Below are 11,883 nucleotides of genomic sequence, written 5' to 3'. Positions count from 1 at the left end.
GAGGAGAGGACCCGGACATGAGCACCCACGTCGGCGCGGAGATCGCCGGACAGCCCGACTGCTGGCGCCGGGCCGCGGAGGACGCCGAGCGGTACGCCGGCCTGCTGCCGGAGCGGGGCGAGCGCGTCGCGGTCGTCGGCTGCGGCACCTCGTACTTCATGGCCCGCGCCTACGCCGCCCTGCGCGAGTCCCTCGGCGCGGGGGAGACCGACGCCTTCCCCGCCTCCGACGCCACCCCGCTCGGGCGCGGCTACGACCGGATCGTGGCCCTCACCCGCTCCGGCACCACCACGGAGGTCGTGGACCTCCTCGCCCGCGCCGCGGGCCGCGTCCCCGCGCTCGTGCTCACCGGCGCCCCCGACAGCCCCGCCGGACGGCTCGCCGACCGGGTCCTCGACCTCGGCTTCGCCGACGAACGCTCCGTCGTCCAGACCCGGTTCGCCACCACGGCCCTGCAACTCCTGCGCGCCGGACTCGGCGTGGACCTCGGACCGGCGATCGCGGACGCCGAACTCGTCCTGTACGAGCGGCTGCCCGCCGTCTGGGAGCGGCGCGGTCAGTTCACCTTCCTCGGCACCGGCTGGACGGTCGGGCTCGCCGACGACGCCGCCCTCAAACTGCGCGAGACGGCCCGCGCCTGGACGGAGTCGTACGCGGCGATGGAGTACCGCCACGGTCCGATCAGCATCAGCGACCGGACCAGCCTCGTCTGGTGCCTCGGCCCCGCCCCCTCGGGCCTCCGCGACGAAGTGGAGTCCACCGGCGCCCTGTTCGCCGCCGACGCCATCGACCCGGTCGCCGCCCTCGTCCGCGCCCAGCGGCTCGCCGTCGCCCTCGCCGCCCGGCGCGGCCTCAACCCCGACCGGCCCCGGCACGTCTCGCGGTCGGTGATCCTCGCCGGTGCGTTCCGCCCGACGGGCCCGGAGGCGGCCCGTATCCTGCGCTCATGATCGGCAAGGACGTCCCCGACCTCGCCGAACTGCCGGGCGACCGGCGGCGCGCGCTCGCCGTCGTCGCCCACCCCGACGACCTGGAGTACGGCTGCGCGGCCGCCGTCGCGGGCCGGACCGCGACGCCGGCAAGGAGGTCGTCCACGTCCTGGCCATCCGGGGTGAGGCCGGCATCGACGCCCTCTCCCCGGACGTCTGCGGCCCGCTGCGCGAGCGCGAACAGCGGGACAGCGCCTCCGTCGTCGGCGTGGACACCGTCGAGTTCCTCGACCACCGGGACGGCGTGATCGAGCACGGCACCGGACTGCGCCGCGACATCGCGGCCGCGATCCGCCGCCACCGCCCGGAGCCCGTCGTCACCCTCAACCACCGCGACACCTGGGGCGGCGGCCCGGGAGCCCCGTGGAACACCCCCGATCACCCTGGGCCTTTCCGGCGGATCACGGCCGAGGCCGAGGCCGAGGCCCTGACGGACCAGGACCCGGAGGAGTACGTCCGGTCCTTCCTCGCCGGGACGACGGGCGGGGCGGCCGACGGCTTCGGCGGCCGGCCGTCACCTTCGAGCTGTTCCCCCGCTGACCGGGCGGCGTCAGGAGGAGGCCCCGCCGTCCACTGCCGCCTCCAGGTCGCCGAACAGCAGCTCGGTGTTGATCGTGACGCCCGCCCGGTAGCCCAGGCCCACCGCGTTGACCACCTGCTCCTGCGGACCGGTCACGTTCCCCGCCGCCCACACCCCGGGCACGCTCGTCCGGCCCGTCCCGTCCACCGCGACGAACTCCCCGAACGGCGTCTCGTCCATCCGCGCGCCCAGTTCCCGCAGCACCCCGTCCCGGGCCGCGAGGCGCGCCGCCCCGACGAAGACCACCTCGCGCGGCACGAACCGCCCGTCGGCGAGCCGGACCCCGGTCAGCCGGTCGTCCTCCACCGCGAGCCCGGCGACCTCGCCGGTCACGACCTCCACCCCCGCCGCGTCGAGCAGCGCCGCCTCCCGCTCGGAGAGCCCGGCGGCGGTGTGCAGGAAGAGGGTCACGTCCGAGGACCAGTGGGAGACCATCAGCGCCTGGTGCGCAGGCATCGCCGGATGGGCGATCACCCCGAACGGCCGGTCGCGGACCTCCCAGCCGTGGCAGTACGGGCAGTGCAGCACGTCCCGGCCCCACCGCTCGGCCACCCCGTCGATCTCCGGCAGCTCGTCGACGAGACCGGTCGTCACCACGAGCCGTCGCGCGCCGACCGCCGTGCCGTCCGCGAGCGACACGGTGAAGCCGTCCCGCCCGTCCGGCGCCGCGCCCGTCACCCGGCCGGCCCGCCACTCCACCCCGTACGCCGCGATCTCCTCCCGGCCCGCCGCCAGGTACGCGGCGGGGCTCGTGCCGTCGCGGGAGAGGACGCCCTGCATGTGGGGCGTGGGGGCGTTGCGGGGCTCGCCCGCGTCGACGACCAGGGTCCGCCGCCGGGACCTGCCCAGGACCAGGGCCGCGCTGAGCCCGGCCGCGCCGCCGCCGACGACCACCACCTCGTACTGCTCCGTGTGTGCGTTCATGGGGACGAGACTCGCTCCGGATCTGCCGAAGCCGCAAACGGACTTGCCGTTTCGGCAATACTGAACCTATGACCGAAGACGACCGCATCGACGCCGTCCTGAACGAGGTCGGCCCCCGCCTCCGCCGCGTCCGCCGGGACCGCGGGGTGACCCTGGCCGACCTCTCCGCCGCCACCGGCATCTCCGTGAGCACCCTCTCCCGGCTCGAATCCGGGCAGCGCAGACCCAGCCTCGAACTGCTCCTGCCGCTCGCCCGCGCCCATCGGGTCCCGCTCGACGAACTGGTCGGCGCGCCGCCCGTGGGCGACCCCCGGGTCAAGGCCAGGCCGATCGTGCGGCACGGGCGCACGATGTACCCGCTGACCCGGCAGCCCGGCGGCCTCCAGGCGTACAAGGTGATTCAGGAGAAGCCGTACGAGGCGCCGGAGCCCCGGGTGCACGAGGGGTACGAGTGGCTGTACGTGCTCGCGGGCCGCCTCCGGCTCCACCTCGGCGGGCGCGAGGTCGTCCTGACGGCGGGGGAGGCGGCCGAGTTCGACACGCGCGTCCCGCACTGGTTCGGGCCGACCGCCGACGGCCCGGTGGAGTTCCTGAGCCTGTTCGGACCGCAGGGGGAGCGCATGCACGTCAGGGCCCGGCCCGGGAAGTCCGGCTGACCGGTTCCCTCGCTGCAAGCGACCGCTTAGTATGCAACCGACCGCTCGGTACGGAGGAGGCTTCCGGATGCAGGCATGGCGTGTGTACGAGAACGGCGAACCGGACGCGGTGATGCGCCGCGAAGAGGTGGAGCCGCCCGTCCCCGGCGACGGCCAGGTCCTCCTGAGGGTCCGCGCCGCGAACGTCAACTTCCCCGACGCGCTGCTCTGCCGCGGCCACTACCAGGTGCGCCCCCCGCTGCCCTTCACCCCCGGCGTGGAGGTCTGCGCCGAGACCGAGGACGGCCGCAGGGTCATCACCACCACCGCCCTCCCGCACGGCGGCTTCGCCGACCACGCCCTCGCCGACGCCGCCGGGCTGCTCCCGGCCCCCGAGGCCCTCGACGACGCCGAGGCCGCCGCGCTCCACATCGGCTACCAGACCGGCTGGTTCGGCCTGCACCGCCGCGCCGCCCTGAAGGAGGGCGAGACCCTCCTCGTCCACGCGGCGGCCGGCGGCGTCGGCAGCGCGGCCGTCCAGCTCGGCAAGGCGGCCGGCGCCACCGTCATCGGCGTCGTCGGCGGCCCCGAGAAGGCCGCCGTCGCCCGCGCCCTCGGCTGCGACCTGGTGATCGACCGGCTCTCCGAGGACGTCGTCGCCGCCGTCAAGGCCGCGACCGGCGGCCGGGGCGCCGACGTGATCTACGACCCGGTCGGCGGCGAGGCCTACCGGCAGTCCGCGAAGTGCGTCGCCTTCGAGGGCCGGATCGTGGTCGTCGGCTTCGCGAGCGGCACCGTCCCCGCCCCTGCCCTCAACCACGCCCTGGTGAAGAACTACTCGGTCCTCGGCCTCCACTGGGGCCTGTACGCGGCGAAGGACCCCGCTTCCGTCGTCCGCTGCCACGAGACCCTCACCGCCTACGCCGCCAAGGGCCTGATCAAGCCGCTCGTCGCGGAACGCGTCCCCTTCGCGGGCGCGGCCGACGCCGTCCGGCGCGTCGCCGACGGCGCCACCACCGGCCGCCTGGTCGTCCTCCCGGAAGGAGCCGAGGCGTGACCCGCACGGCCCCGCACGCGATCGACGCCGAGGACCTCCGGGCCCGCACCCGCGCCCTCCTCGACGCGCACCCGCCCGCCACCACGGAGCGCACCGACTTCCTGCGCGCCCGCTTCGACGCCGGACTCGCCTGGGTGCACTACCCCGTCGGCCTCGGCGGCCTCGACGCGCCCCCCTCCCTCCAGACGGTCGTCGACGCCGAACTCGCCGCCGCCGGCGCCCCCGACAACGACCCGCGCCGGATCGGCATCGGCCTCGGCATGGCCGCCCCCACCCTCCTCGCGTACGGCTCCGACGAGGTCAAGCGCCGCTTCCTGAAGCCGCTGTGGGTCGGCGAGGAGGTGTGGTGCCAGCTCTTCAGCGAGCCCGGCGCCGGCTCCGACCTCGCCGCCCTCGGCACCCGGGCCGTCCGGGACGGCGAGGAGTGGGTGGTCGACGGACAGAAGGTGTGGACCTCCAGCGCCCACCTCGCCCGCTGGGCCATCCTCATCGCCCGCACCGACCCGGACGCCCCCAAGCACCGGGGCATCACCTACTTCGTCTGCGACATGACCGACCCCGGCGTGGAGGTCAGGCCGCTGCGCCAGCTCACCGGCGAGGCCGAGTTCAACGAGGTCTTCCTCACCGGCGTCCGCATCCCCGACGCCCACCGACTCGGCGAGGCCGGCGACGGCTGGCGGGTCGCCCAGACCACCCTGATGAACGAGCGGGTCTCCATCGGCGGGGCCCGCATCCCCCGCGAGGGCGGCATGATCGGGAAGGCCGCCGCCACCTGGCGCGAGCGCCCCGAGCTGCGCACCCACGAGCTGCACCGGCGCCTCCTCGACCTCTGGGTCGACGCCGAGGTGGCCCGGCTCACCGGCGAACGCCTCCGCCAGCAGCTCGTCGCCGGCCGGCCCGGCCCCGAGGGCAGCGCCATGAAGCTCGGCTTCGCCCGGCTCAACCAGGCCATCAGCGGCCTGGAGGTCGAACTCCTCGGCGACGAGGGCCTGCTGTACGGGGAGTGGGCCATGACCCGCCCCGAACTGGTCGACTTCACCGGCCGCGACGCCGGCTACCGCTACCTGCGCTCCAAGGGCAACTCGATCGAGGGCGGCACCAGCGAGGTGCTCCTCAACATCGTCGCCGAGCGGGTCCTCGGCCTGCCCTCCGAGCCCCGCAACGACAAGGACGTCCCCTGGAAGGACCTCGCGCGATGACGGACCAGCCCGATCTGCTCTACTCCGAGACCGAGGACGACCTGCGGGCGGCGGTCCGCGCCCTGCTCGCCGACCGGGCCGGCCACGCGGTCCTCCTCGACCGGATCGAGACGGACACCCCGTACGTCCCCGGCCTCTGGAAGTCCCTCGCGGCCGACATCGGCGCCGCCGGACTCCTCGTCCCCGAGAAGCTCGGCGGCCAGGGCGCGAGCCACCGCGAGGCCGCCGTCGTCCTGGAGGAGCTGGGCCGCGCGGTCACCCCGCTGCCCTACCTCACCAGCGCGGTGGTGGCCACCGAAGTCCTGCTCGCCCTCGCGGCGGAGAGCGCCCCGGCGGCCGAACTCCTCGCCGCCGTCGCGGGCGGCGGCACGGTCGCGGTCCTCGCCGTCCCCCTGTCGACGGCGCCGTCCGAGGACTCGCCGTCCGCGCCCTCCGCGGCGGCCGTCGCCGACGCCCCCGCCGCCGACGTCCTCCTCGTCCCGCGCGCCGACGGCCTCCACGCCGTACCGGCCGGTGAGGCGACGGTCGAGCCGCAGACCCCGCTCGACCTCACCCGCCCGCTGGCCCGGGTCACCACGGAACCCGGCACCGGCGCCCGGCTCGCCGGACCCGGCGCGGCCCGCGCGGCCGTCCGGCGCGGCCTGCTCACGGGCGCCGGACTGCTCGCCTCCGAGCAGCTCGGCCTCGCCGAACGGTGCCTGGAGGACACCGTCCGGTACACCCGCGAACGCCACCAGTTCAACCGGCCCGTCGGCTCCTTCCAGGCCCTGAAGCACCGCATGGCCCGGCTCTGGCTGGAGGTCGTCGGGGCCAGGGCGGCCGCCCGCGCCGCCGCCGACGCCCTCGCCAAGGGCGCCCCGGACGCCCCGCTCACCGTGTCCGTCGCCCAGGCGTACTGCTCCGGGGTCGCGGTCCGCGCCGCCGAGGAGTGCGTGCAACTGCACGCCGGGATCGGCATGACCTGGGAGCACCCCGCGCACCTGGCCCTCAAGCGGGCGAAGGCCGACCAGATCGCGTTCGGTTCGGCGGGCCGCCACCAGGACGTGATCGCCGCCCTGGTGGACCTCCCGGCGCCCCGGTGAGCGGACCTTCCGGTCCCCGGTGAGCGGATCCCCCGGCCCCCTGTAAGGGGCCCTGTGTCCGTGCCCCTTATACATACTGTTTAATTGCGAGCCGTTGGCAAAAACAGTTGATCTTCAAAAGGGGTACGGACACGATGACCGCCCGATCCATCCGCAACGCGGCGGCCACGGTGCTGGCGGGCTCCCTCGCCCTGACCGCCGCGGCCTGCACGAACCCCGGCTCCACCGCCGACGGCACCGGCGGGCCCAAGGATTCCGCGGTCGTCGGCATCGCCTACGAGCCCGAGAGCCTCAGCCCCCTCCTCGGCTACGGCAAGGACGGCAACTCGAAGATATTCGACGGCCTCCTCGCCTTCGACGCCGACATGAAGCTGAAGCCGGCCCTCGCCCGCGCACTGCCCCACGTCAGCGACGGCGGCCTCACCTACACCTACGACCTGCGCGACGGCGTGACCTTCAGCGACGGCGTCCCCTTCACCGCGAAGGACGTCGTCTTCACGTACCGCACGATCCTCGACCCGAAGACGAACAACCCCTCCCGCACCGAACTCGACGCCCTCAAGAGCGTCGAGGCGGTCGGCGACGACACCGTCGTCTTCCGGCTCAAGTACCCCTACGCGCCCTTCGCCGAGCGCACCGTCCACGCCATCGCCCCCGAGCACGTCGCCGCGAAGCAGGACGTCAACACCGGCGCCTTCACCACCAGGCCCATCGGCACCGGACCGTACGTCCTCACCGGCTGGTCCAAGGGCGAGAAGCTCAGCTTCAAGGCCAACCCCACCTACTGGAACGGCGCGCCGCAGGTGAAGAAGTTCACCATGGCGATCATCAAGGACGACGACGTCCGCGCCACCCGGCTGCGCGCCGGCGACCTCGACGGCGCCATCCTGCCGCCCAACCTCGCCGCCGGCTTCAAGGCCGACAAGACCAGGAAGACCTGGGCGGCGAAGACCTACGACTACCGCACGGTCACCCTCCCCACCCACAACGGGGTGACCGGCGACACCGCCGTCCGCCGCGCCCTCGACCTCGCCGTCGACCGCGAGGCCATGGTCGACAAGATCCTCGAAGGGGCCGGAAAGCCCGCCTACGGGCCTGTCCCCACCGACAGCCCCTGGTTCACCGAGGGCACCGAGCGCCGCCACGACCTCGCCGGGGCGCGGAAGATCCTCGACGAGGCGGGCTGGAAGCCCGGCCCCGACGGCGTCCGCGTCAAGAACGGCGTCCGCGCCGCCTTCCCGCTCTGGTACCTCTCCGGCGACAAGCTCCGCCAGGACCACGCCCTCGCCTACGCCTCCGACGCCAAGAAGGCCGGCATCGACATCACCACCCAGGCCGGCACCTGGGAGGTCATCGAGCCCCGGATGAAGACCGACGCCGTCCTCGCCGGCGGCGGCTCGCCCGGCGACCCCGACTTCGACCAGTACCTCCTCTTGAAGTCCTCCCTCGGCGGCGACGGCTTCAACAACATGGCCCGGTACGACAACAAGACCGTCGACCAGGCCCTGGAGGACGGCCGCCGCACGAACGACCCCGCCAAGCGGCACGCCGCGTACGACACCGTCCAGCGCGAACTGGTGAAGAACCCCGGCTACACCTTCCTCACCCACATCGACCACCTCTACGTCGTGAACGACTCCTGGGACGGCCCGTCCACCCAGACCGAGCCGCACGACCACGGCCTCGCCGCCGGCCCCTGGTGGAACGTCGAGACCTGGAAGCCCAAGGGCGCCGGAGCGGCGCGGAAGTGAAGCGCCGCCTCCCCTGGGGGGCCATGGCGCGGATGACGGGACGGCGCGCCCTGGCCGCCGTCCCCGTCCTCCTCGGCGTCACCCTCGCGGTCTTCGCCGTCGCCGAAGCCTCCCCCTTCGACCCCGTCAAGGCCTACGCCGGCACCGCCGGACTCACCGCCTCGCAGGAGAACCTCGACCAGCTCCGCGCCAACCTCGGCGTCGACCGCCCCCTCCTCACCCGCTGGTGGGACTGGCTCACCGCCGCCCTCACCGGCGACCTCGGCGACTCCGCCGTCATGCGCCGGCCCGTCGCCGAGGTCATCACCGAGCGCGTCGGCTGGTCCGTCCTGCTCGCCGCCACCGCCTTCGCCGTGGCCATCGCGCTCGGCACCCTCCTCGGCGTCCTCGCCGGGCGCCGCCGCGGCGGCCTCCTCGACCGGGCCGTCAGCTCCGTCGCGTACACCCTGGAAGCCGCCCCCGCCTTCTGGCTCGGCCTCCTCGCCATCTGGTTCTTCGCCCTGCGCCTGGGCGCCCTGCCCGCCGGCGGACTCACCGACACCGCGAGCGACACCGTCACCTTCGACCAGGTCGCCCGCCACCTCGTGCTGCCCGCCCTCGTCCTCGGGATCTCCCAGCTCCCGTGGTTCTTCCTGTACGTCCGCCAGGGCGTCGGCGACGCCCTCGACGAGGACCCCGTGCGCGGCGCCCGCGCCCGCGGCCTGAGCGAGCGGACCGTCCTCACCGGCCACGCCCTCCGCTCCGGAATGCTCCCCATGCTCACCCTCGTCGGCTCCCGCGTCCCCGAGCTGATCACCGGCGCCCTCCTCGTGGAGACCGTCTTCAGCTGGCCCGGCATCGCCGCCGCCACCGTCACGGCCGCCACCTCCGTGGACTTCCCGCTGCTCGCCGCGCTCACCGTCCTGGCCACCGCCGCCGTCCTCCTCGGCAACCTCCTCTCCGACCTGCTGTACGGACTGGCCGACCCGAGGGTGGGCTTCGATGGCTGACCCGCGCACCCACCGCCTGCGCCTGTGGACCTCCGCCGCCACCGTCGCGGTCGTCCTCCTCGCCGTGCTGCTCGTGCCGCCGCTCGTCCAGCTCGACGAACAGGCCGTCGACCTCTCCCGCAAGCTCCTGCCGCCGTCCTGGGACCACCCCTTCGGCACCGACGACCTCGGCCGCGACCTCCTCCTGCGCTGCGTCTACGGCCTGCGGGTCTCCCTCCTCGTCGGACTCGTCGCCGCGCTCGTCGCCACCGTCATCGGCACCGCCGTCGGAGCCGCCGCCGGCGCGCTCGGCGGCTGGGCCGACCGCACCCTCATGCGGCTCGTCGACGCCTTCTCCTCCGTGCCGCACCTGCTCCTCGGCATCTTCGTCGTCGCCCTCTTCCGGCCCGGCGTCTGGCCCGTCATCGTCTCCGTCGCCGTCACCCACTGGCTCTCCACGGCCCGGATCGTGCGCTCCGAGGTCCTCTCCCTGCGCACCCGCCCCTTCGTGGACGCCGCCGTCTCCGGCGGCGCGGGCCGGTGGCGCGTCGCCGTCCGGCACCTGCTGCCCGCCGTCCTGCCGCAGGCCGGGCTCGCCGCCGTCCTGATGGTCCCGCACGCCATGTGGCACGAGTCCGCGCTCTCCTTCCTCGGCCTCGGCCTCCCCAGCCACCGGGCCAGCCTGGGCAACCTGGTGCAGAACGCGCGCTCCTCGCTCCTCGCGGGGTACTGGTGGCCCACCCTCTTCCCCGGCCTCCTCCTCATCGTGCCGACCCTCGCCATCGCCGGACTCGCGGGCGTGTGGCGCGACCGGCTCAACCCGCGCCGCCGATCGGAGCTGATGCTGTGAACGCCCCGAAAGCACCGGACGCCCCGAACGCCTCGAACGCCTCGAACGCCTCGGAGAGCAAGCTCCTGCGCGCGCTGGACGCCGTCACCGCCGAACGGGCCGAGGACGCCGTCCTCGGCGTCCGCGGCCTCACCGTCCGCTTCCGGCTGCGCGGCGGCCGTACCGTCGACGCCGTCAGCGACGCCGACTTCGACCTCGCGGCGGGGGAGTGCCTCGCCCTCGTCGGCGAGAGCGGCTGCGGCAAGTCCGTCCTCGCCTCAGCCCTCCTCGGCCTGCTCCCGGGCAACGCCGAGACCTCCGGCACGGCCCTGCTCGCGGGCCCCGACGGCCAGGACGGCACCGACCTGCTCGCCGCCGACGAGAAGACCCTCGCCCGCACCGTACGGGGCCGCCGCGCCGGCCTCGTACCGCAGAGCCCCGCCGCCCACCTCACCCCCGTCCGCACCGTGCGGTCCCAGCTCGAAGAGACCGTACGGGCCCTCACCGGCGCCTCCCGCCGCGCCCGGCGCGGGACCGCCGAGGCCGCCGCCGAGCGGACCGCCTTCCCCGCCGACCACCTCGACCGGTACCCGCACGAGCTCTCCGGCGGCCTCGCCCAGCGCGCCGCCACCGCCCTCGCCCTCATCGGCGACGCCCGGCTCCTGCTCGCCGACGAGCCCACCACCGGCCTCGACCGCGACCTCGTCGACCGCACCGTCGACGAACTGCGCCGCCACGCCGACGACGGCCGCGCCCTGCTCCTCATCACCCACGACCTGGCCGCCGCCGAGCGCATCGCGGACCGCGTCGCCGTCATGTACGCGGGCCGGATCGTCGAGATCGCCCCCGCCCACCGCTTCTTCGGACCCACCGGCCCCCGCCACCCCTACGCCCGGGGCCTGCTCGACGCCCTTCCCGACCGGGCCTTCACCCCGATCCCCGGCATGCCCCCGGAACTCACCGACCTGCCCGGCGGCTGCGCCTTCGCGCCGCGCTGCCCCCGCGCCACCGACCTCTGCGCCACCCGCCCCGAGCCCACGGCCGGGGTGGCCTGCCACCACCCGGAGCACCCCCGTGCTTGAACTCGACGCCGTCACCGCCGGCTACGACCGCCGCGCCCCCGTCTTCCGGGGCGCCTCCCTCACCGTGGCCCCCGGCGAGTCCGTCGGCCTCCTCGGCCCCAGCGGCTGCGGCAAGTCCACCCTCGCCCGGGTCGCCGCCCTCCTCCACCGCCCCGACGCGGGCCGGCTCGTCCTGGACGGCACCGAGGTGCGGGCCTGGCGCCACCGCGCCCCGCGCGAACTGCGCACCGCCGTCGGCGTCGTCTTCCAGCAGCCCCGCACCGCCGCCGACCCCCGGCTCACCCTCGCCGACCTGGTCGTGGAACCGCTGCGCGCCACCGGCCGCCGCGCCGAGGCCCCCGAACGCCTCGCCGAACTGGCCCCGGCCGTCGGCCTCACCCCCGACCTGCTCGTCCGCCGCCCCCACGAGGTCAGCGACGGACAGCTCCAGCGCGCCTGCCTCGCCCGCGCCCTGACCCTGCGCCCCCGCTGGCTGATCTGCGACGAGATGACCGCCATGCTCGACGCCTCCACCACGGCCGCCCTGGTCGCCGCCGTCGAGGCCTACCGCGCGGAGACCGGCGCGGGCCTCCTCGCCGTCGGCCACGACCGCCTCCTCCTGGACCGCTGGTGCGACCGCACGGCGGAGTGGAGCGACTGCCTGCCCGCCGGGAAGTGACGGTCCGGGGCGCCCCCGACCGGATCTCACCCGTATGGCCGCCCTGCCGTACGCCCGGACGGAGCGCTCATTCCGTCACACTGTCCGCCGAAAGCCGCAATTCCGGTGCGGCGTCGGAGGGACGTGAAG

11 protein-coding genes and 1 pseudogene are annotated in these 11,883 nt (G+C 75.0%); 11 read left to right on the top strand and 1 reads right to left on the bottom strand.

All coding sequences use genetic code 11. The features are described 5' to 3' along the window. The first annotated feature begins 17 nt into the window (after positions 1 to 17). Together ACIP5O_RS27660 and ACIP5O_RS27655 are read left to right on the top strand one after the other, a co-directional pair. On the top strand, positions 18 to 950 hold the full coding sequence (locus tag ACIP5O_RS27660) for an SIS domain-containing protein (protein ID WP_401297740.1): 933 nt from the start codon (positions 18 to 20) through the stop codon (positions 948 to 950). Continuing rightward, positions 947 to 1,506: pseudogene (locus ACIP5O_RS27655) on the top strand (PIG-L deacetylase family protein); the annotation flags it as partial. The gene ACIP5O_RS27660 and the pseudogene ACIP5O_RS27655, both read left to right, overlap by 4 nt. Positions 1,507 to 1,539: 33 nt before the next feature. Here ACIP5O_RS27655 and ACIP5O_RS27650 read toward each other — a convergent pair. Beyond that, the gene (locus ACIP5O_RS27650; protein ID WP_401297737.1) at positions 1,540 to 2,493 is read right to left on the bottom strand and encodes an NAD(P)/FAD-dependent oxidoreductase; all 954 of its coding nucleotides are present in this window, start codon (positions 2,491 to 2,493) and stop codon (positions 1,540 to 1,542) included. Between the two features lie 68 nt (positions 2,494 to 2,561). Here ACIP5O_RS27650 and ACIP5O_RS27645 point away from each other — a divergent pair, with 68 nt between their 5' ends. The 9 genes from ACIP5O_RS27645 (at position 2,562) to ACIP5O_RS27605 (ending at position 11,754) form a co-directional block, all read left to right on the top strand. After that, complete coding sequence (locus ACIP5O_RS27645) at positions 2,562 to 3,149, top strand: helix-turn-helix domain-containing protein (protein WP_401297734.1); 588 nt, start codon at positions 2,562 to 2,564, stop codon at positions 3,147 to 3,149. A gap of 67 nt (positions 3,150 to 3,216) precedes the next feature. Then, positions 3,217 to 4,185 carry an NADPH:quinone oxidoreductase family protein gene (locus ACIP5O_RS27640; protein WP_401297731.1) on the top strand — a complete coding sequence of 323 codons (969 nt, stop codon included), beginning with the start codon at positions 3,217 to 3,219 and terminating at the stop codon, positions 4,183 to 4,185. Further along, positions 4,182 to 5,384: an acyl-CoA dehydrogenase family protein gene (locus tag ACIP5O_RS27635; RefSeq protein ID WP_401297728.1), complete on the top strand. Its 1,203-nt coding sequence runs from the start codon at positions 4,182 to 4,184 to the stop codon at positions 5,382 to 5,384. Before ACIP5O_RS27640 ends, ACIP5O_RS27635 begins: the two co-directional genes overlap by 4 nt. Next, positions 5,381 to 6,466: an acyl-CoA dehydrogenase family protein gene (locus tag ACIP5O_RS27630; protein WP_401297725.1), complete on the top strand. Its 1,086-nt coding sequence runs from the start codon at positions 5,381 to 5,383 to the stop codon at positions 6,464 to 6,466. Before ACIP5O_RS27635 ends, ACIP5O_RS27630 begins: the two co-directional genes overlap by 4 nt. 134 nt (positions 6,467 to 6,600) lie before the next feature. Then, positions 6,601 to 8,217: an ABC transporter substrate-binding protein gene (locus tag ACIP5O_RS27625; RefSeq protein ID WP_401297722.1), complete on the top strand. Its 1,617-nt coding sequence runs from the start codon at positions 6,601 to 6,603 to the stop codon at positions 8,215 to 8,217. Then, positions 8,214 to 9,206 carry an ABC transporter permease gene (locus ACIP5O_RS27620; RefSeq protein WP_401297719.1) on the top strand — a complete coding sequence of 331 codons (993 nt, stop codon included), beginning with the start codon at positions 8,214 to 8,216 and terminating at the stop codon, positions 9,204 to 9,206. The genes ACIP5O_RS27625 and ACIP5O_RS27620 overlap by 4 nt, the downstream gene beginning before the upstream one ends. Then, positions 9,199 to 10,035, top strand: coding sequence for an ABC transporter permease (locus ACIP5O_RS27615; protein ID WP_388660950.1), 837 nt, complete (start codon positions 9,199 to 9,201; stop codon positions 10,033 to 10,035). Before ACIP5O_RS27620 ends, ACIP5O_RS27615 begins: the two co-directional genes overlap by 8 nt. Continuing rightward, positions 10,032 to 11,096 carry an ABC transporter ATP-binding protein gene (locus ACIP5O_RS27610; RefSeq protein WP_401297717.1) on the top strand — a complete coding sequence of 355 codons (1,065 nt, stop codon included), beginning with the start codon at positions 10,032 to 10,034 and terminating at the stop codon, positions 11,094 to 11,096. Before ACIP5O_RS27615 ends, ACIP5O_RS27610 begins: the two co-directional genes overlap by 4 nt. Then, the gene (locus ACIP5O_RS27605; protein WP_401297714.1) at positions 11,089 to 11,754 is read left to right on the top strand and encodes an ABC transporter ATP-binding protein; all 666 of its coding nucleotides are present in this window, start codon (positions 11,089 to 11,091) and stop codon (positions 11,752 to 11,754) included. The genes ACIP5O_RS27610 and ACIP5O_RS27605 overlap by 8 nt, the downstream gene beginning before the upstream one ends. Positions 11,755 to 11,883 lie beyond the last annotated feature (129 nt).

The sequence above is a fragment of the Streptomyces sp. NPDC088915 genome (genome assembly GCF_044749825.1).
Classification (GTDB): Bacteria; Actinomycetota; Actinomycetes; order Streptomycetales; family Streptomycetaceae; genus Streptomyces.
The sequence above is the reverse complement of the archived record's forward strand: the minus strand, read 5'-3'. Positions and strand labels throughout refer to the sequence as shown.